The following is a 21,079-nucleotide window of genomic DNA, read 5'->3' as shown; positions in this document are numbered from 1 at the left end:
ACTTATTATATATAGTTTGACTTTTTTGTAACAGAATCCCTTAGCTGGGAATATTGTGGTAACAAAAAAGGAGTGATTTACTATGGGATATGGTTTCGGTGGTCCTAGACCGGCAAAAGGCGAGAAGAAAAAAGACTCTAGTTATAGTCCCGGTAAGGGATACGGCCCTGGTTATGGTCCTGGTTATGGCCCCGGATACGGTCCGGGGTACGGTCGTCCGGGATTCGGCCCTGGTTTTTTCCCCTGGTTTTTCCCCTGGTTCGGCCCTTACAAAAAGAAAAAGAAATAAGCAAGATACAAAATTACGGTGCTATTATATGCCAAACGATATATTAAGCAATAAAAATACCTGGGCTGAAAAGTCCAGGTATTTTTTGGGCTTTATACTTAACACATTATGGTGTTTTTCGATAACATCTCCTAATCAGCTACATAATATATAACAGCATAACAACCAGGAAGGGGTGTTTCTAAATGGGTTATGGTCAGGATGGACGCTTTGACGAAAGTCTCATTATGTTTCTTATATTCACCATGGTCGGCGGAGTGCTGCCGGATATCAACCCCACGGTAACACTGAGCAGCGAGAAGGACGAGTACGGAATACCCAAACCAGTGCTCACCTTCAGTTACAGGAAAAGGATATAATCCCACACGATGTCGTTCACCGACAGAGGATTATCTTCGCATAGTCTGTAAGACTCCGCCCGCATAAGGAAAGGGGACACACCTGCTGAAGGGAATCGGTCAGGGGACACACCTTCTCTTTTTCGGGTAAAGCTATTAGGGTCGAAGGTATGTCCCCAATTGATATTACTCTGGGGACAGGAATGTCCCCAACTAATGGGGATTAACAGGCTTTAAGCTCGAAATAAGTGCGACTAAGGTTCAGGTCAAAACCCCACCTGAACCAAGTCTTCTTTATCGGAATCTCTTAATGTATTGGCAAACATGATTGGCTCGACCCGCGAGTCGGTAAACAGTGGTGCTGAATGAACTGGCCAAAGAAGATTTGATCCAAATAGGACGGAAGTCGATTCTAGTGCATAGAAGCATGCTGATAAACCCTGCTGATGGCAGGTATAAGTTCATGAGATAGATTCGGAAACAAAAACTAGAAACCCTAGTCTTGGTTTATGAGAACGGGTTTCTAGCTTTTGCACTTTACTAGTCCGGTTTATTCTGCTTACTTCTCGGCACTGTAACCGCCGTATCCGAAGCCAAAGAAGCCCATGCCGAATACAAGCAGAATCAAAACTAAAAACAGAATGAAGCTGCCGTCAAAGTTAGTTCCACCAAATGCCATTTAAAGCCCTCCTTTTGTTTTGGATGATATAAACTATTCAGTTGATTGAAAATGTGTTACAGCCAAAACGATTGTTTACTATAAATTCACAAATAGCCATAAAAAGCTTTTCAAGAAATGTAATTACGGAATATCATCAGGGGCTGGAGCCGTTATCCCTTCGAACCGGTGTATATGCGGTGGTGATCCGGCGACCATTACAACACCCTGATAGCGATGGACATGGAAACCCGGACTGGTCGGTATTTCCAGCCCGCTAACGACTGCATAAAAGTGACGGTGCCCAACCGCAAGACTGGTTACTCCGAACACCCTGTGAACGTGATCATCACCAGGTACCCTAATGGTGTGACCGGTGTCGCCTCTCATGATATGCAAGTGTCCTTCATCAACACTTGTTCTATTTGCATAGCCGTGAACATGGGTTATTTGTCCTAAGGGATTTGAGTAAGAGCTTTGTAAACCATACGCCATCTTGTTATCACTCCCTATACAATAATGAACACTTATTTAACAATAACAAACCGGCTCATTATACCCGGCGTCACTGCGAGAGCCTTAGAAAACCAGGGCCAACTCCGAGTGTGTAATCATAACTCTACAAATCTCCTTTCTATATTTTAACTTTAATGTTATTTTATTCTTTACCCGGAAAATTTGTTAACATAAATGCTCATTTTTAATCCTTGTCTAAAATAAAAAGGGGACTGGCTCCAATTCGTTTTGTGAATCGGTGCTTGTCCCCCTTTTACAGATCCAGTCTCCTTTTTGTGTATACTTTCCTTAACCCATGGTCACCGTGTGTTGTTCCACTATGCCGACGTCAAAAATCTATCCGGATTAATAGCAAACCCCTAAACTCCGGAATTATCACGGAGTTTAGGGGTTATAAATCTTTCTTGTATACTCGGTATATTTTGGTAATTTCTTTGCCAATAATTGGAGATATGATTTTTGACTTTACATCATTACTTTCTGTTACTTGCGAGACCTCTCCCGTCACAAGACCAAGTTTACGGCACTGTTTATAACATTCTTTTAACATTAGTCTGTGCAGGCCCTTTTTTCTAAACTCCGGCATTACACCTCCAATGGCCAGTCTGACCTTTCCACCGGATCTATCCCGCTGAGGTTTTTTATGGGGAATGGCTAAATGTATGCCGGCCGGTTTTCTATGCACCTCTGCTATGAGAAAAAGATCAGGTGGCACAGAATTTACCAACCCCAACACCATTGCCTGGGCGTCTCCATGTGTTATCGGTAAAAACCCCCACATTTTGGGAAAGATTTTATTATATAATTCCTGGATTATCTTTGCTTCCTTTATAAAGTTAAAATAATTAATTGGGCGTATAATCACACCTTCCAACTTATGGCCCATTTGTAACGCATTTGGAAGAGTTTCAGGAAGGTGCCATTTATAACATTCAAGATCATGAGCCTTTACCAGCCCTGTACTTTCCACCAAATTTTGATAATAAGGCGGGTTATACGGTATCTCTTTGTATACCTCGGATTCAAAACCTTTAATTAGTAAGCCGACATACTGGTTGGTATTTAAAGTGGCGGGCCCTAGCATAACGTTTTTTTTCTTTTCCCTTAGCCATCCGGCAGCTGTTTCCAGAAGTTCGGCAGCCACCTCTGTACTATCTATACACTCAAAACTCCCCCAAAAACCTTCCCCAATCCTGGGGTTTAAACTATCTATAGCCGCTGTTATTCGCCCCACCGGCTGGTTACCGTCAAAAGCCACAAAGTTGGCATACTCTATGTGCTTCAGTCCCGGATTTAACAGCACATTAAACATACTTCTCATTGTGGAAGCGGCCGCCCAAGGCGGAATATCCATTTCGCCATAGACCCGGGAAGGTATAGCCAAAAAAGCTTGCATGACTTTATCATTGTTCACCCTTTTAACTTCAAGTTGCATATTTTTCCCCCATCAACAGATTTTAAACCTATTATGCAATAAAATGAGATGTATTCGTAGACAAAAGCTAGAAACCCAATTCTCGGTTTATAAGAACGGGTTTCTAGCTTTTGCACTTTCCTGCTAGTGTTTATTATGTTTACTTGTCGGCGCTGTAACCGAATCCAAAGCCAAAGAAGCCCATGCCGAATACAAGCAGAATCAAAATCAAAAACAGAATAAAGCTGCCGTCAAAAAAAGTACCACCACCAAATGCCATTTAAAATCCTCCTTTTGTTTGTTGATGATATAAACTATTCAGTTTTTATTTGTCAACGCTGCAAAATGGGAAGCGGAAGAACCCGATGCCGAATACCAACAGGATCAGGATTAGGAACAGAATGAAGCTTCCGTCAAAGTTTGTGTAACCCGGTACTGATACTCCACCACCGTAACCCATATAGAAATCCTCCTTTCCAGTTTTTACACTGTTATAGTATGTAACAGCCAAGGAAGGTGTTACAAGTCAATGGTATATTAATTAATAAGAATACCTGGGCTAAAAAGTCCAGGTACTTTTTTATAAGACGGGGCAATTAATAATAATATCGGTGGCAACAATAGGAAATTGAGCAATTCTAATTTCCTGTACAGACCGAATAGATTGGGGCACAAAGTAAGGTGGGACTACTACAAATACTATTCTCCACAAAGGAGTGTAACCCGGGTCTCCGGGAACAACATCAATAACATTACTTTGCTGTTGTACCCTTATGGGGTTATCGACATCATCAAAACCAAATACAAATTGATAAATATCAGCTACTATATTCATGGAAGGTTCGAGAAACACGCGGCCCAGGTTTAAATAATAAACTATTTGTTTGTTATACCATCCAGGGGTCGGATCCTGGTTAAAAGGGTCATTGTAGATAAGTGTAGGTATATCTTTTTTTATCATCCACGCTACCTCTAAAATACTAGATTTAATACCATAATACTCCAAAATATTGCCAGAGGTTACTTCGGTTTTTTTTTGTAAAATGTTTTATGATATTACCGATTCTAAGAATCATATTAGAATGCAAAATCAACTGTCATACTCCTGAACTTCTCAGCCCTTGTATGTATAAATAAAAGAGATGTATTTATAAACAAAAGCTAGAAACCCAATTCTCGGTTTACGAGAACGGGTTTTTAGCTTTTGAACTTCCCGGCCCTATTTATGTTTATTTGTCAACGCTGCAAAAAGGGAATCTGAAGAACCCCATGCCGAATACCAACAGGATCAGGACAAGAAACAGAATGAAACTACCGTCAAAGTTTGTGTAACCCGGTACAGATACTCCACCACCGTAACCCATATAGAAATCCTCCTTTCCAGTTTTTACACTGTTATAGTATGTAACAGCCAAGGAAGATGTTACAAGTCAATGGTACATAAATTGGAATCTACATTAAAATTTTCCTTTAGACAATTCTTCAATAATCTGTTCCGCCGTTCTGGTTACGATGGCCATTAATAGGTTTCCGTACCTACCTCAGAGTATATACAGGCGGGCAAGACAGACTGTTTTCAGTAATTATTTCTTTGCCCTTGCCAAAGAAATGAGCGCATTAGCTGTCTTAAAGTGGAAAGAAGCGCCTCTGTTATGAACGCTTCTTTCCAATTGCGGTGGTGCAAGAAGATGGAGGCTTACCGCCCCCTCCTGCACGATTTCATTATTCAGTTCTTAAAAAACTGGATTATTTATCGGCGCTGTAAGCTCCGCCGTAACCGAAGAACCCGGTGCCGAATACCAGCAGAATCAGGATAAGAAATAGGATAAAACTTCCGTCAAAGTTAGTTCCACCACCATAACCCATTTTGAAATCCTCCTTTTTTGTTTTTATACTGTTATAAGTATGTAGCTGCCAGAAAAAATGTTACAAACCAATTAATATTACAGCGTAATTTAAAAAAGTAATGGACAATAACGACTGCTCAAAACCCTAGTAGACCTGGGTTACCGGGTTCCGACCCGGTGGCAAAATAAATTTAATGTGAATATGGGGGTAATGTTATGGAGTTTTGGGAAGACACGCTGCTGGCCATAGCCCTATTAGCCGGGGTGGCTGTTGCCTGGTGGCTGGTTGCTTATCGTGGAAAGATTAAAAAATAAGTGATTTAACTACATTTGCCTGGCAATGGTTTATTATCTGTATCTCCAAAAAAAACATTATGGTCCTTGTTTATTAAAGCTAAACTCCCTGTCATAGTTTAAGAGGATATGGAAATAATAAAAATTGCTGGAAACGCACTTAATAAATGCTATAGCAACGCGCCAGGGGGGTGATGCCGAAAAATGATGGGGCTAATAAAAAATACCGGCAAAAACTTGCTGCGTTACTGGGCGTCCATGCGTTTGGGAATTATACTTTTAACTGCTATAACCATAGTCAGTATTTTAGGCAGCTTTATTCCCCAGCGGGAGGACCCGGGTGTTTATTATGCTATTTACGGTGGAATAATGGCCCCTCTTATAATAAAGTTGGGTTTTACCAACGTTTTTTATTCCTGCTGGTATATTATTTTAGCTATATCCATAGGGCTGAACCTGTGCCTGTGTGCCGGCCAAAAGCTTTTCAAAAGCATACATAGGATCTCCAACCCCGGGTGGAAAAAAGATATCCATGAGTTTAAAAATATCAATCTCTATCAGGCTATTGAAGTTCGGGGCGGTAATGTAAATGCTGTGGCTGGTGAATTAAAACGTGTTTTTAAGTGCAGCAACTACCGCGTTTTTGCTAAGTTAGACAGTAATGCCACAGCTTTAACAGCTTGCAGTGGAACATTCGGCTGTTTGGGGTCGCCGCTTTTGCATCTGGCGCTGGTGGTAATCATTGCCGGAAGTTTTTTAAGTGGTGTCTATGGTAAAAGTACTAGCTGCCAGGTACCGGTGTCCGGGATGGCTGAACTCACTCAAGAAGGCTATCCATTTAACCTTAAGGTAGACGATTTTCAAGTTAACTATTACCCTGACGGAAGCCCAAGCCAGTACCAAAGCAATTTAAGTGCAGTAGTTATGGGCAAAACAGAAGTACAAAAGACCATATCCGTAAATAATCCGTTGAGCTACAAGGGAGTTAAGGTATATCAAGCTTCCTATGGCTGGTTAATCAAAGGAAGCTTGGAGAAGGGGGCTATCAAACATAACTTTACCGTTGAAAACGGCGGTCTTATACAATTGCCGCAAATAAAAGAGCTGGCCCTTCAAGTTCGTTTTTACCCGGATTATTATCTGGATAAAACAGGACACCCGGCATCCCGTTCTGAAAAGCCACTTAATCCAAAGCTGATTTATGTTTTATATCAAAATAGTACTTTAATTGAAATGGGCGTAGCCGGTTTAGGTGAGACTATCCAGTTGGGAGACCTGACCCTATACTTTGACCGGTATGATCTATATACAGGGTTGATAGTTAAAAAAGACCTGGGGTTTTTGGTGGTTTTAGCTGGCTTTATCATCTTAATGAGCGGTCTTGGCCTGCATTTTTACGTAAAGCCCAGGTATGTTTGGGCATTAATTACACCTAACGAGGATGGTGTTACCATACACCTGGCCGGTCAAGGTCAAAACAACCATGACCACGACTTAAAAGATAATCTGGAAGCTTATATGTCAAATATGGTAGGCGTTGATAAAAAGTCCGTGCTTAAAAAGGGGTGCATGGTATGACGCAGTTTAATCCGGAAATCTTTTTTTATTATCTAACTCTGGTAGCTTATACGTTAACCTTAATTTTACTGCTTATTTTCAACAGGCAGCCCAACCTAAATAAGGTAACTAAAATATTTATCGGTCTGGGGCTGGCAGCCCATACATTAACCATGTTTTTCAGAATGCTGACCATTGGCCGCCTACCAGCGGCAAATCTATATGAATTTATCTTGTTATTATCCTGGGGCACAGTATTAATTTTCTTATTCTTACAGAAACGTTACCCTGTTAGTTTTCTTGGCATCCCGGTGCTGCTAGTAATTCTAGCGCTTTTTATTTATACCGGGAGCATGAATAAAGAGGCGCAACCCATAATGCCTGCTTTGCAAAGTTATTGGTTAAAGCTTCATGTAGCAGTGGCCATATTGGCCTATGGCTCTTTTACGGTATCCTTTGGTGCAGGGCTTTTGCTGCTTTTTAGAGGAAAGCGGCGTATGCTGGATAGCAAAGGGGAACTAATGGTGGAACAGTTAATGAATAAAGCAATTGCTTTCGGTTTTCCCTTCATGACTTTAGTATTGATAACCGGTTCAATCTGGGCAGAACAGGTTTGGGGCACCTGGTGGAGTTGGGACCCTAAAGAGACCTGGGCGTTAATCACTTGGATGATTTATGCGATATATCTACATGGACACTTTAGCCGTCAGTGGAGGGGAAAACACTCGGCCTGGATGGTGGTTATGGGATTCGGAGCTGTGATTTTTACACTTTTTGGGGTAACCTGGCTAATGCCTGGACTTCATAGTTATATTTAGCATAACTGCTCAAGATCAAAATTCCTTTAATGCCAGACACATAAAAAATTTTAATAAGAAAAGACTAGTATAATGTAACAATTAAAACGTAGGTGATGGCCTTGTCCAAAGGAAAACTCGCGAAAACCGTTCTTATAAGCATAATGAGCATAATTATTGTCATAATTATAGCCTACAGTGCATTTATGGGTGTTTATGTATACACTTCTACTCCGGAATTTTGTGCCAAATGTCACTATGTAAAACGCTACGTGGTGTCTTGGGAAAAAACGTCGCACAAAGATGTTAACTGCTTGCAATGTCATGAACCTTCCGGGCCTCTGGCTAAACTTCACTCTAAAAGCCGGGGACTAAATTATTACCTGATGGATAAAACAGGTGATTTTTCAGATGTGATGATTAAGGCAGCTTATATTAATGAAAGAAATTGTTTTGTTTGTCATATTGATCTAAACAAAGAACATCCGGATACGGTTAAATTAGACCGGGCGGAATTTGACCATCTTAAATCAACGAAAAACGATGAGAGTTGCTTAAATTGCCATAGAGACGTTGGTCATAGTACGGATATTGGCATTGAAAAAGTAATACCAACAAATTAGATCTCGACAAGATGACGAATAAATTTGACTGACAATTTGTATATGACAATACTGCCAAACTGTTTAAAACTTGTTTTCGGTATTTCCCAAATGATACCTTACGGCAGGTTACTTCCGGAGTATCGCCTTCTATTGGCACATCAAAAAGAATAGCTGCATATAGTAATAGTGGCGCCATGCAGCTGCAAGCTCAACCCCTGGTTTTGGTATAAATGCCGGCCGGGGGTTGGGTCTTTTTAGGTATAATATCCGTCAAAACCCATTGTTACGTATTGCAAGAAGGGGGATTCAAATGAATACAAAAAATTTCTGGTTCCAACCGGCAGTGCCGCCGGGCGGCCATCGATTGCCGCCGCTGCCATATCCTTATAGCGCTCTGGAACCGGTCATTAGTACCACCACACTGACAATCCACCACGATCGGCACCACAAGTCCTATGTAGAAGGCTTGAACAAAGCGGAACTGGAGTTGGTGGAAGCGCGGCGCAATAGGAATTTCAGCCTGATCAAACACTGGGAGCGAGAAATAGCCTTTAACGGTTCCGGCCACATTTTGCACAGCATCTACTGGACGGTGATGACTTCCCCCGGAACCGGCGGGCAGCCCGGTCCCCAAACGCAAAACCAGATCCTTGGCTATTTTGGCAGCGTTTCGGCTTTCGTGGAGCAGTTCAGTGAGGCCGCAATAAAGGTCGAAGCATCCGGCTGGGCGGTTCTGATCTGGCACCCGGCCTGGGGCCGACTGGAAATCCTAATGGCTGAAAAGCACCAGGATCTGACCCAGTGGGGAGGGATTCCCATCCTGGTGCTGGACACCTGGGAGCACGCCTATTACCTGGATTACCAAAACCGGCGGGAAGACTACGTTAGGGCGTGGTGGAAGCTAGTCAACTGGACTGAAGTAGAAAGAAGACTCCTTATGGCCATGCAGGGTAAGTTACCGCTAGTGATAGGAATGACTTAAAGGACAGTTACCTTAAAGGGTTCACCTGGAAAGTGGTACAGAAATTTAAAGCTTAATAGAGGGAACGGTGAAATAATAATTGAAATGTAATTGAAATGTAATTGAATAAAGGAAAGTTTTTGTTTTATGAACACTCTAATTTTACTTGACAGGACTGTTAAATAGAAGAATTATCATTGTTATATGCATAAGGGGGCTTGTACAGCCACCTCTTGATTTAAAACACCTATTTTCCTTTGGGTACAACGGGAATATTGAAAAAGAAGCGGGAACCTTTACCAGGCTGACTCTCCACTCCAATAGTGCCCTGGTGGGCTTCTACAATAGCCTTGGCAATGGCCAGCCCCAGGCCGGCGCCGTTTGATTTGGGGTTATTTACTCCCCGGCCTTTAAAAAACCTGGTAAAAATATAGGGTAGGTCCTTTGCGGGGATGCCCCGGCCGCTGTCGGTCACTTCCACCAGCACTCCGTCGGCAAGCGCCTTTACAAAAATCTGAATCTGCCCCCCCGGCTGAGAGTACTTGGCAGCGTTATACACCAGGTTCTCCAGAACCTGAATAATCCTGTCCGGGTCGACCTTGACCGGTGGTAGGGTATTATCAAGAGAATAACTAAAATTAATTTCTTTTTGTTCCAGGAACAAAGAGACTTCCTCAAAGTACTGCTCAAAGACCGGTGTTAAATCCGTTACCGTAAAGTGCATGGACTGTCTGGCATCCAGCTGGGACAGGTCGAAAAGGTCGTTGATCAGTCTGTTTATCCCGGTGGTATGCAGGTAGATGGTTTCCAGGTAGCGGAGGAACTCCTTATTGTCTTTATAAAGGCCGTCCCGGACGGCTTCTACGTAGCCCTGGATTTTCATCAGCGGTGTCCTCAGTTCGTGGGAAACATTGGCCAGCAGCTCCCGTCTGGACTTTTCCACCGCGCTGATGCTGTCCAGGGCTTCTTGCAGGTTGGCGTTGGCCTCTTCCAATCTGGAAGTTCTTTCCAGAACCTTACTTTCCAAATCCTGATTCAAATCGGCCAGTTCCGTGTTAAGGATCTGCTGCTCCATGGCTTTTTGTTGCAGGGCTAGGACCATTTCCTGCAGCTGTTTGGACATGGTGTTAAAGGCTACGGATAAAGTACCGATTTCATCCTTGCTGTTAACCGGAACTACATGGCCGAAGTTGCCCTCTCCCAGGGCTGTTGCTCCACTGGTCAGGTCCTTGACGGGCTTGGTGATGTTACCTGATAAGAGGATGGAAAAGACGGTGACAATCAGCAGGATGGAGAGAGTGCCAAAGCTGATTTTGGACAGGATGGCACTGTTCTTTTCAATGATCAGGCTTCGGGCTTCTTTTTCAATTGGCTCGGTGATTTGATGGGCGGGAATAACGTAGATCAAGGCCCAGCCGGAATTTCCCATGGGACCGTAAAGCAAATACTTACTCTCACCGGACAGAACCACTTCCCGGCAGCCCGATTCACCCTCCCGAATCTTTTGGCCGATTTCCTTAAAAACAGGGTTATCCGTCCTGCCTAAAAGGCTTGCGATGGGGTTGGGGTTGGTGTCCGGCGATAACTTTTCCGGGTTGGCTATTACTTCCCCGGAAGCAGTTATTAAGGCGGCGTAGGCTCCGGGCTGCTCAAATTCAATGTTCAGGATATTGTTGATTATATTGGCCATGGTTATGTCTACACCCAGGACGCCCCGCAGCTCTCCACCGGCCAGGTAGACCGGGGCGTTGCAGGTGATCATCAGCCCCCGGTCGGTAATGTCCCGGTAGATCTTGGTCCAGGTGATCTCTTTTTCCGGGTTGTGCTTTTCATCGGCGCTGTAGAAAAACTCGTAGTTTCCCACCTCCAAGTCCGGTGGGAACAGCTGCAGTTCCACCAGCTTTTTAAAGTCCAGCTTGGGATAAATCCTGGCCGCCGATTCTTTAAAGTTAAAATATACCGCCACCACGTTTTCATTGGAAGAAACAAAGCTTTGCATCACGGGCTCCATGTGCTTCAATCTTTCCAACTCGGCCAGGAGTTTCGGGGTGACTTTAGTTTTATTGCTGATGAAAACGTTGGAAATCTCCGTGTCCGGCAGGTGGTCCGGGGGTGAGTAATAGTAGCCATATTGAGAATCCGTGAGAATATTCGTGATGGTGCCGGGCCGGTTATACTCCTCCGGATTGTTAAATATGTTCTCCGAGATGCTTTGTAAAATTTTGATGTTGTTGACCACATTCTCCAGGCCGGCGTCAATTAAAGCGGCCTGGCTTTTGAGGTTTTCCTGCTGAAGGTTTAAAGTGTTCTGGATCAGGTTCTGCTTGGTGCTTTCCACGGCCCTGCTGATTTCCACCGTGGTTTGGTAGAGGCTGTAAGCGCCTAAAAGCACCAGGGGAGGTATGGTGATCAGGACCATGACCAGCAGCAGTTTGTAATGCAGGCTGGACTCAAACAAGTGGATTAACTTGCTGATTGTTCCGTAGTTTTTGCACCTCGGATGTTGATGATTCTTTCTCATATTTCACCTGCTAGTTTGCACAAAATTTATAGCCTGTTCCCCAAATGGTCTTAAGGTATCTGGGCTTATTGGGATCCTCCTCAATCTTTTCCCGCAGTCTCCGGATGTGTACCATTACTGTTCGGCTGTCTCCGCTGGAGTCATAGCCCCAGATTTTTTCGTAAAGGGTCTCCCGGTTGAACACTTGGTTGGCGTTTTGAACCATGTAATACAACAGTTCAAACTCCTTGGATGTCAGTATTACCGGTTTGCCCCCCATATGCACCTCGTGACTCCTGGTATTGATCTCCAGGGAGCCGCAGGCAATAAAGTCCAAGCCGGTATCGGGGGCCGCTTTTTTAGCGTAATCGCAACGTCTCAAGTGAGCCTTCACCCGGGCCACCAGTTCGTTTAAACTAAATGGTTTGGTTAAGTAATCGTCCGCTCCCAGTCCCAGCCCCAGGACTTTGTCGGTGTCGTCACCTTTGGCGCTGATCAGGAGGATGGGGGTTAAGCTGTCTCGCCGGAGAACCTGGCAGGCTTCCAGTCCGTCCATTTCCGGCATGATTAGATCCAGGATAATCAGGTCCGGCTTTTGGCTTTTGGCAAGTCGGATGGCCTCCCGGCCCGTGTTCCCGGTAATAACTTGAAAACCCTCGCGTTTGAGGTACTTCTCGATTAGTTCCACCATCTCGGGCTCGTCGTCTATGATCAGAATTCTCTTGAGCATGGTACCGCCACCTTTCTTAGTGAGAGCTTGTACGATAACGCCGGAAAAATAAAAAAATGCCCTACATCCAGGCTTGTGAAGACCTGGAAAAGGGCATCTTTGCCGTTAAAATAGGCACCATAAAATGGATGACGTTGCTCGCATTAAAGTTTTGTAGTGTATTTCCTTTCCTATATATTATCTTAAAACAGGCTCAATGACAAGTTTGTTAAATGCGTTGCAACGGACACCCCGGCTGCTTCGGACACTCCCCATGTCATTGTGGCCCAGGCCATTCTCGGCCTTCGAATTCATTAAAAAGTTTGACACTTATAGGTGCATTTTATTATTTCTGATAACCTACTAAAAAAGGAACATTTATATTTATTTGTCAACTTATCAAATCGTATTGACTTAGCAAACTTTTAAAGGATTTTCCGCTGGATGTCTGGTGGTTCCCATTTTAATTCTAAGTAGCTGTTTATGGTAAAATAATTAAAAAAAGCGCACTCGTATTAGTGAACTATGCCCCGAATATCTGACACTTGAAAAAGCCCCGATATTTCGGGGTATTTCCGTTTACTAGTTAAAAAGGAACAGAGTCTAAGATATCAGATGTTCTTTTAAAATCCTCAAATAAAAAACCGTATTTCCAAAATTTTATTACGGTGGCCATAAATCTCAGTATAGGAGTGGTCTCTTTGCGGGATGGTTTTCAAATGTTACGTTAAGTATTGGATAGGGTTGAAGATGGCTGTTTGGCTGTGCTCTTGCTGGCTTGTAGGCCAGCTGGCCATTTAATGTAGAAAAGGCTCCTTAAAAGTTAAAGAAGCTTTTTCTACGTAATGTGATGCCAAAATCATTTGGATTATTTAGAAAATTTAAGTACATAATCTAATCCTTGTTGTTTTACCATAACATTCCACCCTTTGTTTTCACATAATCTTGTTACGTTTTCTTTGGCAGCCGGATTATCTACAATAACCTCTACAGAACCACCTGGTAATTGATCAATTGCTTTTTTAGTAAGTAAAACGGGCTCAGGACAAAGCAACCCCCTAGCATCAACTGTTGTGCTCAATATTTACACCCCCGGAAATAGAAAATTGTTTGCTGCCCAAATAGCCAAGTCCTAAAACCAGAATCAAGCTAAATACTACAGCCCACTGGCCCGCCACAGGCACCCCATTCGGGCTTGTTGCAAGGCCGAAATTATGGGCGAAAGCTGCGCCTGCTATTAAACCCAAAATAGTAATAACGCAGTCCGTGTTGCCTTCACTGGCAGCTATCAACTGCCTTAACGGACACCCGCCGAGCAGCGTTACTGCTGTAGCGGCTAGGGCTATGCCTAAAAAATTCCAAACCCCATCATTATGTGCTACCGTCTGGCCTGCAAAGCCGGGGTTAAACATCCCGGTAAATAAATTTCCCGCAAAAGCAATAATAAGCATGGCTAAGAAACCAATTAGCAAATGCATATCTTTAAATAAAATAAAGTCTCTGATGCCTCCAATCATACAAAACCGCGACCGCTGGGCCAAAATACCTACGATAATACCGGCTCCAAGGGCCAATAATACCGGAGCATGCATTGAGCCAGGCCCCTCTTGGCTTACAAAAAACACTTGTGTCCCGAATAGCACTAATAAGGTTATTGCCAGGGTTACCAGAGGAAATACCTGACCGTTTAAATTATGCTGCACGTTTGCCCTGCCCAAAGAAAAGCCTCGGTTCAAAAAGTAAATTCCCATGCCTATACCAGCTACTAAACCCACAATCCCGACAATTGCATTTAGGTCACCGCCAGCCAATCTTAATACCGCACGAACTGGGCAGCCCAGGAAAATAAGCATACCAATCATGCCCACAAAGGCCAGAAAAAACCTTAAAAAAGGGCTGGACCCACCTACTGATCTGTATTCCTTTGTAAGCAAAGCTGCTCCAAAAGCACCAATGACCATACCTAAAATTTCGGGGCGTATGTACTGGACGGGTGCTGCTCTATGAAAACCCAATCCTCCACTGATATCTCGTAAAAAACAAGCAATACAGTAACCCATATTAGCTAGGTTCCCGTACTTGACAAGTAATACTGCTAATAGACCAATAACTCCCCCAGTTACAATAGACCAATAACTCCCCCAGTTACCCCCACCAATAAGCTTTTCTTTTGCATGTAACCACCTTCCGGAACTTTTATGGAGGGGAAAAGTCGGAATCGAACCGGACTTCCACCTGGGACACAAGTAGGCCAACGGGTTTGTAGCCCGTGGGGGGACCATCCCCTTTCTCCCCAAAAAAATATATTATATAAAATATGTTAATTAATCAAATAAAAAGTATTTATTGTGCTATCTGTAATAATAAAGAACGTAAATGAATTGATGACAAATTTTCTGTATCTGGGCCATTGAAGGGATACATTTTCGCTGGCGTAGCTAATGTAAGTGTATGGTAAATTTGAAACTAAATTTACTGATTCAATACAGTTGTCTATCATAATAAGCCAAAAAAAACAAACATTAATTTGTGTCTTAATTTTTTTAAAAGTGCCTGGGCAATGGGGTCCTTGAAGTACACGTTCACCCTTACTGTTTTCAAGTCTACCGACGTTCTTATAGGTCTTACCGTTAATCAATACCGGATGAGCTTGCAGTATTTTACCTAACTTTTTATACTCCCAATATTATCATTATCCTGGATTACATTCTCCCTACAAATTCAATTAATTACTTCATAGGCGGAGGCACTAACCAACCTTTTAGCTTGCCAAATTTGCACATGTCATCATATATCTCTATCTCTGTATGAAGATTCTTTATTGCTAAACCACGCAAAACATCATTAGTTACATATGTACGAACAGTATGAGTTAATATTGTCATCAAGTTTTCAATACCTGACATAATATCTCTAAACATATATCTATCATTTAAAACTTCAGAATCAACTTGCAAAGAAATGCTTTGGGGAGGACGGTAAGGAAGAGGTAATTTATATTTTTCCATAAGCTTTTCCAACTCAACAACTTGACGTTCCAAAGTATCTTTCAATCCTTTTGCAGCAAAATATTTAAAATCAGGGTCATGGATTAAATTTAGATAAAATTGTGTTTTTTCTATATTGTCATACCTGGTAAGAATGTTATTCCATAGTATATATGCTTCTCCAGCACTCAAAACAGACGGTTCTGCTTTATCTGCTCTTCCAATATGAAAATTAAATATCTGAACCACTTTATTTACTCCTCCTTAGTAAGCCATATAAATTAATTTGTCCATAGTATTAATTAAAATACCACGAAAATTTAAAAAGCCAGAAGCACTAGATTTTCTCTAGTGCTTCTAGTTGTTCCTTGTGACTTGGGTTTACATAAATTGCAGTTGTTTGAATTGCTCATGTCTTGCCAACCTACGAATTGTTTCAATATTTACACCTTCATGTCGAAGCCAGTCAGTTATATATGCAAAATAGAGGATATCATAAAACTTAAGGCCCCAATTACGTGAACGAAAGATACGCCTGCAATTTTCAATTGATTTTCCTGCTTTACTTTCAAGTAAAAGGGATACCAATTATAATCAGAATGAAATATTTGGTGCGCTGACAGAGATCAAAAATTCCATTGTATGCCTGAACGTTACCAATATTAAACCACAAACCCGAAATTGGCCAAAATCCAGAACAATTAGTGACGAAACGGATGTTTATTACCTAAATAAATACAAATATCCAGTACACGATGATTTTTATTCCATGCTTAGCTTAACATTTAATGATAATCAACACCGATACCTAATCCCCAAGAATATTTCTAACGATGCTGAGTTGGAAATATTAGTTGACAACCTACTGCGTAGTGGCTTTACGTTTTATGGCGAAGGAGAATATTTGATCTCCAGACATAAATTAGAGATGGAGTACCGGAAAAAAAGAGATAAGGAGTACCCTTTCAGGGATGAAGTTATCAGGCTATGGAAACCGTTTAAAAAGATACAGTACCGTAACAATGAATCAGTAATCCCGATCGATGTGTCAGATAGCCAACTTAACCGTGCATATAGAATCGTTGACACTATTTTAAAGGCATCCCACCAACTAAAAGGCAAATTCTCAATTAATCACGGTGATAGGGATGTAAACACACTCGTTGCTAATTAAAATTCTGGTTACAAAAGCAATATTTAATTATGGCCGTGGATCGGTGTAATATAAGGATATAAAAGGAAAGTAAATGGCTGTGCATACGTCGACAAGCGGCCCGCCTCCACCAATATTTGTAAAGTATAAAATTATATGTAAATTAACTTCGATGGTGACTTGTTTTACTATTACTTTGTCTACGAATCTTTCAATAACTTGTTTAATTTTTTTGGATCATTACTTTTTAGTTGTTCAGCATAATGCGTAAGGAAGGCAATGCTTTATCAATAGTAGTAACATTAGTCTCTTGTTTCACTTGCCGTTCCTAGAGACGATTCTCCAGAATGGCTTTATTGTATTACAAGCGATGCCATTATGGAGAAAATTATGAGGGCGATATAGATACAAATCGGAGTGTATGAACGTATCCCACAAGCAACGAGATTGAGCAATTGAGGGATACGTTTCTTTTATTGATTAAAATTTCTATCGTAAAGAAGAGCTGCATTTAAAACTACCAACACCGATCCGGCATTATGCACCAAAGCGCCTGTAATGGGGTTCAGGAGACCCAAAACCGAAAGAACAATGGCTATGGCATTGATACCCATGGATGCGGTTATGTTGAATTTGATTGTACGGAGAGTGGAGTTTGACAATCGTTTAAGATACGGTATTTTATCTATGTCGTCACTCATCAAGGCGATGTCGGCGGCTTCTATGGCAATATCGCTTCCCATACTGCCCATTGCAACACTGACATTCGCCATTTTTAAAGCAGGAGCGTCATTCACGCCATCGCCGATCATGCAGACTATTTTATTTTCCTTCTGTAAATCCTCAATGCTTGAAACCTTTTGTTCCGGAAGCAGATCTGTACGGATATTCTTGATACCAACCTGCTCTGCTATATATTTCGCTGTCAGATGATTGTCACCTGTAAGGAGAACAACATCGGTATCCATAGCACCAAGTTTCGCAACAACATTTTTTGCAGTTGGGCGAATGATATCAGAAAGAGCTATGATTCCGATTGCTTTACCCTTTTCAGCCACGATGATAGATGCCTTGCCTTGATTTCTTAAATTAGCTAAGATATTCTGCATTTTATCGGTTTCGGCAATCGAGTTTTCCTTTATATAGAGAGCATTACCGCAAATCACTGTTTTGCTGAACAGTGTTGCCGTCACGCCTTTTCCAGGTATCATCTGAAAATCTTCAACTTCGGAAATAACTAATCCATTATCTTCAGCATACCGGACGATTGATTTTCCAAGAGGGTGTTCAGATCGTTTTTCAACGGATGCAGCCTTTGAGAGTAATTCAACATTACTAATAGTTACATCCAGAGGAATAATATCCGATACTTTCAGATTTCCATAGGTAAGAGTACCTGTTTTATCAAAGGCAATACAGTCTATATTTCCCATACGTTCTAATGCTTCACCGGACTTAATCAATACGCCATGTTTAGTAGCCTGACCGATGGCTGCCATAATCGAGGTTGGTGTTGCAAGAGCCAATGCGCAGGGGCAGAACACGACCAAAACAGTGACTGCTCTGACAATGTCATTTGTAATGATATATGCAACTATTGCAATTAGAAGAGCAATAGGTACAAGCCATGTTGCCCATATATCAACGATTTTTTGCATAGGCGCTTTCTTATTTTCTGCTTCCTTAACCATATCAATCATTTTTTGCAAAGATGAATCCTTACCTACTTGGGTAGCACGGATGTCAATCGATCCATAGCAATTCATCGTTCCGCAGAAAACGCTGTCGTTTTCTTTTTTATCTACAGGCAGAGATTCACCAGTCATAATTGATTGATCAATAGAGGTATTACCATAGATAATGATGCCGTCAACAGGAATCGTTTCACCTGGAAGAACACGAAGCATATCATCTTTTGATATCTGTTCAACGGGGACAACCTTTTCACGAACACCGTCAGCAGTCTGAATCAATTTTCTGCCTTGCTGTGGTACAAGTGAAATCAGTTTACTGATACCTTTTTTGGCACGAGCAATGGTCATGTCTTCAAGAATAGCACCAATCGCCATAATAAAAGCAACTTCGCCTGCTGCAAAGAGTTCGCCAATTGCGATTGAAGCAACCATAGCCATAGAAATTAGCAGGGCGGATGAAATCCATTTCTGAAAAACCAATCTTGTAATTGCAAGGTATAAAAGAGGTAAGCCGGAAATCACAACTGTAATCCAAGCTGGGTCAACAGGCAGTTCCGTTCCGGTTAGCATTAAAATTAAACTAGCGGTTAAGAAAACACCGGAAACTATGGTCATCTTTACTCCGGTCAGAAAGTCCATAGATTTCTCCATAGTCCATTCCTCCTCATTTGATTTTTTATAAAAAGTAAAGTACAATTTATAATATATTGAACATGTTGTTCGATATCTATTATACTGTTTTTTAATCAAGCAACAACAATCAAAAGAAACGAAATGTAAGATACTGAACAAAATATTATCATTGTATGGAAATGAGGTTTGGATATGGATAGAAGAATACAAAAAACGAGGGAATCAATCTTTAGTGCTTTCAGTTCACTTTTGGCACATAAGCGATATTCTAAAATTACGGTGCAGGATATCATTGATGAAGCCAATATTGGCCGAAGCACCTTTTATTCCCACTTTGAAACCAAAGACGATTTATTGAAGGCATTATGCAGTGATATATTTGACCACATCTTCTCCGAAGACCTGATTTCTGAGAGCACTCATGATTTTTCCTGTGCCAGTAACGACCTGAAAGCTAAAATCACGCACATTTTATATCACTTAAGAGATAGCAAAAGGGATATTAAAGGAATTCTCTCGTGTGAAAGTGGAGAGTTGTTTTTAAGCGTAATCAAAACGTATTTGGAACAGTTGTTTACTGGATTTATCACAAACGATGGTTTGGATGAAATCCCTAAAGAGTATGTTGTTAATCATATGGCTGGTAGTTTCGTTGAAACCGTAAAATGGTGGATGCAAAATGATATGGCACAGTCTCCGGAAGAATTAACCAGGTTCTTTTTCACTGTTATTTCATCGACATATCAAGAAAGTGGATAGGTTTTTAGGCAATAGCAAAATTAACATTCTTGCCATGGCTGGCGCTCTTTTGGGTTTGCTGGTAAGCTATTTACCGAAAAACTCTAAATTATTTGTTACCATGGATTAGACTGATCTCCACGATGATAAACATCAGCCCCTTATGTTGGCTATCATAGCTTGCTGCAGGGCTATACCTGTTCTGTGGCGGATAGGACAAAGGCAAACTTAAAAATAACCAGACAAGAATAGAACTCGAAATACTAAAGGACTTTAAAACGATTGTTCCTTTAGGCGGATATTACCATTTTAGCAGACCGCGGTTTTAGTAAAATTGAGTTATTTGAGCAAATGAAAAGCCTTGGTTTTGGGTATGTTGTCCGACTTAAAAGAAATGTCTATATTTACTGCAAACATTATAACGGATCTTTTGAAAAATTAACCAGTAAACCAGATACCTTGCGTGATATGGACGTAACCTTGTTAACCGCCAAAAACCGTTACTCGCTAAGTATAATTATTTTTTTTGCTGACGGACAATAAGAATCCTGGATATTGGCAACCAACTTGAAAGTAGAAGCCAGAGAAATTGTAACTTATTATGGCCGCAGAATGGAAATTGAAGAATGTTTTCGAATGAAAGAAACGGGTTATCAAGAATAGAAAAGGTTGTTTTTGTAGACTGATTAATTAAAAACTGGGAATGCTTCAGAGATAAGACCATGAAGTAAAGCCGTGCCCAAGCTAAACCTGACACGGCTATCAGAATTTCAAACCTCTTAGTTAATCAAATTTTACTCTTAAGCTTTAAGCAAACCCTTGCTCCGAAATATTAAAACAGTGTTAAAAGTTTATTAGGTTACAGCTATAACTTGAATAACGAAAGGAATTGAAAAAAAATGTTGGATAATACGGATAAGCGTATTTTAGCCGAATTATCCCGGAACAGCCGTATCACTATGAAAGAGTTGGGAGAGAAGGTGCATTTGACAGGGCAGGCGGTCTCGTCCAGAGTTTCCAAATTAGAGGATAACGGCATTATTGAGGGGTATACTATTAAAGTTAATCAAGCCAAATTGGGGTACTCTGTTCATGTAATGATAAATATCTATACGAAAAGTGATTACCATCAACCTTATCTGTCATTCATAAGCTCACAAGAACAATATATAATGCATAATTATAAAATCAGCGGGGATGGCTGTTATCTTCTCGAATGTAAATTTCCGTCCAACGAGCTGTTAGATAAATTCTTGATAGACTTAAATAAGTATGTAAATTATAAATTAACTATTATTATTAATGAAACAACCAAAATCAGAGAAAATAAATCCTTCTTGGCGGAATTATAAGAGAAATAGAATCTTACAATTAGTTAATTTTTTAATA

Annotated in this window: 19 protein-coding genes and 1 tRNA gene; 8 read left to right on the top strand and 12 right to left on the bottom strand. The window is 41.3% G+C overall.

Annotation, left to right across the window (positions count from 1 at the left end; translation table 11 throughout):
* Positions 1 to 82: 82 nt before the first annotated feature.
* Both DESGI_RS23885 and DESGI_RS24625 read left to right on the top strand, forming a co-directional pair.
* A complete protein-coding gene (locus tag DESGI_RS23885) occupies positions 83 to 289 on the top strand; it encodes a hypothetical protein (protein ID WP_006520797.1) in 207 nt (68 codons plus the stop codon).
* 185 nt (positions 290 to 474) lie between these two features.
* Positions 475 to 648, top strand: coding sequence for a hypothetical protein (locus DESGI_RS24625; RefSeq protein WP_006520798.1), 174 nt, complete (start codon positions 475 to 477; stop codon positions 646 to 648).
* Positions 649 to 1,429: 781 nt separating this feature from the next.
* Here the strand turns inward: DESGI_RS24625 and DESGI_RS14090 are convergent.
* From DESGI_RS14090 to DESGI_RS26140, 5 genes are all read right to left on the bottom strand, one after another.
* The gene (locus DESGI_RS14090; protein ID WP_006520800.1) at positions 1,430 to 1,780 is read right to left on the bottom strand and encodes a YmaF family protein; all 351 of its coding nucleotides are present in this window, start codon (positions 1,778 to 1,780) and stop codon (positions 1,430 to 1,432) included.
* Positions 1,781 to 2,192: 412 nt separating this feature from the next.
* On the bottom strand, positions 2,193 to 3,236 hold the full coding sequence (locus DESGI_RS23170) for a GNAT family N-acetyltransferase (RefSeq protein ID WP_006520801.1): 1,044 nt from the start codon (positions 3,234 to 3,236) through the stop codon (positions 2,193 to 2,195).
* A 304-nt stretch (positions 3,237 to 3,540) separates the two neighbouring features.
* The gene (locus tag DESGI_RS26145) at positions 3,541 to 3,675 is read right to left on the bottom strand and encodes a hypothetical protein (RefSeq protein WP_006520803.1); all 135 of its coding nucleotides are present in this window, start codon (positions 3,673 to 3,675) and stop codon (positions 3,541 to 3,543) included.
* 120 nt (positions 3,676 to 3,795) lie between these two features.
* Positions 3,796 to 4,176: a hypothetical protein gene (locus DESGI_RS14080; RefSeq protein WP_006520804.1), complete on the bottom strand. Its 381-nt coding sequence runs from the start codon at positions 4,174 to 4,176 to the stop codon at positions 3,796 to 3,798.
* A 268-nt stretch (positions 4,177 to 4,444) separates the two neighbouring features.
* Positions 4,445 to 4,579, bottom strand: coding sequence for a hypothetical protein (locus DESGI_RS26140; protein WP_006520805.1), 135 nt, complete (start codon positions 4,577 to 4,579; stop codon positions 4,445 to 4,447).
* A gap of 981 nt (positions 4,580 to 5,560) precedes the next feature.
* On the opposite strand from DESGI_RS26140, the gene resB reads away from it, so the two are divergent.
* The 4 genes from resB to DESGI_RS14060 all read left to right on the top strand — a co-directional run bounded on the left by resB (position 5,561) and on the right by DESGI_RS14060 (position 9,297).
* A complete protein-coding gene (resB, locus tag DESGI_RS14075) occupies positions 5,561 to 6,934 on the top strand; it encodes a cytochrome c biogenesis protein ResB (protein WP_006520808.1) in 1,374 nt (457 codons plus the stop codon).
* The gene (gene ccsB / locus DESGI_RS14070) at positions 6,931 to 7,731 is read left to right on the top strand and encodes a c-type cytochrome biogenesis protein CcsB (protein ID WP_006520809.1); all 801 of its coding nucleotides are present in this window, start codon (positions 6,931 to 6,933) and stop codon (positions 7,729 to 7,731) included. Before resB ends, ccsB begins: the two co-directional genes overlap by 4 nt.
* A 101-nt stretch (positions 7,732 to 7,832) precedes the next feature.
* Positions 7,833 to 8,333 (top strand): NapC/NirT family cytochrome c, encoded by a 501-nt coding sequence (locus DESGI_RS14065; RefSeq protein ID WP_006520810.1) that lies wholly within the window; start codon positions 7,833 to 7,835, stop codon positions 8,331 to 8,333.
* Positions 8,334 to 8,625: 292 nt separating this feature from the next.
* Entirely contained in the window at positions 8,626 to 9,297 is a 672-nt protein-coding gene (locus DESGI_RS14060; protein WP_006520811.1) for a superoxide dismutase, read from the top strand.
* A 226-nt stretch (positions 9,298 to 9,523) separates the two neighbouring features.
* Here the strand turns inward: DESGI_RS14060 and DESGI_RS23165 are convergent, their stop codons facing one another.
* The 7 genes from DESGI_RS23165 to DESGI_RS14025 form a co-directional block, all read right to left on the bottom strand.
* A complete protein-coding gene (locus tag DESGI_RS23165; protein WP_006520812.1) occupies positions 9,524 to 11,797 on the bottom strand; it encodes an ATP-binding protein in 2,274 nt (757 codons plus the stop codon).
* A 10-nt stretch (positions 11,798 to 11,807) separates the two neighbouring features.
* Positions 11,808 to 12,506 carry a response regulator transcription factor gene (locus DESGI_RS14050; protein WP_006520813.1) on the bottom strand — a complete coding sequence of 233 codons (699 nt, stop codon included), beginning with the start codon at positions 12,504 to 12,506 and terminating at the stop codon, positions 11,808 to 11,810.
* Between the two features lie 847 nt (positions 12,507 to 13,353).
* Positions 13,354 to 13,566: a sulfurtransferase TusA family protein gene (locus tag DESGI_RS14045; protein ID WP_006520814.1), complete on the bottom strand. Its 213-nt coding sequence runs from the start codon at positions 13,564 to 13,566 to the stop codon at positions 13,354 to 13,356.
* The gene (gene yedE / locus DESGI_RS14040) at positions 13,550 to 14,611 is read right to left on the bottom strand and encodes a YedE family putative selenium transporter (protein ID WP_041285530.1); all 1,062 of its coding nucleotides are present in this window, start codon (positions 14,609 to 14,611) and stop codon (positions 13,550 to 13,552) included. Before yedE ends, DESGI_RS14045 begins: the two co-directional genes overlap by 17 nt.
* Positions 14,612 to 14,684: 73 nt before the next feature.
* Positions 14,685 to 14,780 (bottom strand) — tRNA-Cys (locus DESGI_RS24620).
* A gap of 434 nt (positions 14,781 to 15,214) precedes the next feature.
* Positions 15,215 to 15,721, bottom strand: coding sequence for a DUF3231 family protein (locus DESGI_RS14035; protein WP_006520816.1), 507 nt, complete (start codon positions 15,719 to 15,721; stop codon positions 15,215 to 15,217).
* 1,377 nt (positions 15,722 to 17,098) lie between these two features.
* Positions 17,099 to 18,970, bottom strand: a complete 1,872-nt coding sequence (locus tag DESGI_RS14025; RefSeq protein ID WP_006520818.1) for a heavy metal translocating P-type ATPase — start codon at positions 18,968 to 18,970, stop codon at positions 17,099 to 17,101.
* A 174-nt stretch (positions 18,971 to 19,144) separates the two neighbouring features.
* Between DESGI_RS14025 and DESGI_RS14020 the strand changes: the two genes are divergently transcribed.
* Together DESGI_RS14020 and DESGI_RS14010 are read left to right on the top strand one after the other, a co-directional pair.
* Positions 19,145 to 19,711 (top strand): TetR/AcrR family transcriptional regulator, encoded by a 567-nt coding sequence (locus DESGI_RS14020; RefSeq protein ID WP_006520819.1) that lies wholly within the window; start codon positions 19,145 to 19,147, stop codon positions 19,709 to 19,711.
* Positions 19,712 to 20,589: 878 nt separating this feature from the next.
* Positions 20,590 to 21,042 carry an Lrp/AsnC family transcriptional regulator gene (locus DESGI_RS14010; protein WP_006520821.1) on the top strand — a complete coding sequence of 151 codons (453 nt, stop codon included), beginning with the start codon at positions 20,590 to 20,592 and terminating at the stop codon, positions 21,040 to 21,042.
* Positions 21,043 to 21,079: the final 37 nt, after the last annotated feature.

Source organism: Desulfoscipio gibsoniae DSM 7213, from assembly GCF_000233715.2.
Taxonomy (GTDB): domain Bacteria; phylum Bacillota; class Desulfotomaculia; order Desulfotomaculales; family Desulfallaceae; genus Sporotomaculum; species Sporotomaculum gibsoniae.
The sequence above is the reverse complement of the archived record's forward strand: the minus strand, read 5'-3'. Positions and strand labels throughout refer to the sequence as shown.

Bases quoted from the DNA above. Each gene is read 5' to 3' on its own strand.
- DESGI_RS14060 (WP_006520811.1), top strand. From the start codon at position 8,626: ATGAATACAAAAAATTTCTGGTTCCAACCGGCAGTGCCGCCGGGCGGC.
- resB (WP_006520808.1), top strand. From the start codon at position 5,561: ATGATGGGGCTAATAAAAAATACCGGCAAAAACTTGCTGCGTTACTGG.
- ccsB (WP_006520809.1), top strand. From the start codon at position 6,931: ATGACGCAGTTTAATCCGGAAATCTTTTTTTATTATCTAACTCTGGTA.
- DESGI_RS14050 (WP_006520813.1), bottom strand. From the start codon at position 12,506: ATGCTCAAGAGAATTCTGATCATAGACGACGAGCCCGAGATGGTGGAA.
- DESGI_RS14025 (WP_006520818.1), bottom strand. From the start codon at position 18,970: ATGGAGAAATCTATGGACTTTCTGACCGGAGTAAAGATGACCATAGTT.
- DESGI_RS26140 (WP_006520805.1), bottom strand. From the start codon at position 4,579: ATGGGTTACGGTGGTGGAGTATCTGTACCGGGTTACACAAACTTTGAC.
- DESGI_RS14020 (WP_006520819.1), top strand. From the start codon at position 19,145: ATGGATAGAAGAATACAAAAAACGAGGGAATCAATCTTTAGTGCTTTC.
- DESGI_RS14010 (WP_006520821.1), top strand. From the start codon at position 20,590: ATGTTGGATAATACGGATAAGCGTATTTTAGCCGAATTATCCCGGAAC.
- DESGI_RS14090 (WP_006520800.1), bottom strand. From the start codon at position 1,780: ATGGCGTATGGTTTACAAAGCTCTTACTCAAATCCCTTAGGACAAATA.
- DESGI_RS23170 (WP_006520801.1), bottom strand. From the start codon at position 3,236: ATGCAACTTGAAGTTAAAAGGGTGAACAATGATAAAGTCATGCAAGCT.
- DESGI_RS24625 (WP_006520798.1), top strand. From the start codon at position 475: ATGGGTTATGGTCAGGATGGACGCTTTGACGAAAGTCTCATTATGTTT.
- DESGI_RS26145 (WP_006520803.1), bottom strand. From the start codon at position 3,675: ATGGGTTACGGTGGTGGAGTATCAGTACCGGGTTACACAAACTTTGAC.
- DESGI_RS23885 (WP_006520797.1), top strand. From the start codon at position 83: ATGGGATATGGTTTCGGTGGTCCTAGACCGGCAAAAGGCGAGAAGAAA.
- DESGI_RS14080 (WP_006520804.1), bottom strand. From the start codon at position 4,176: ATGATAAAAAAAGATATACCTACACTTATCTACAATGACCCTTTTAAC.
- DESGI_RS23165 (WP_006520812.1), bottom strand. From the start codon at position 11,797: ATGAGAAAGAATCATCAACATCCGAGGTGCAAAAACTACGGAACAATC.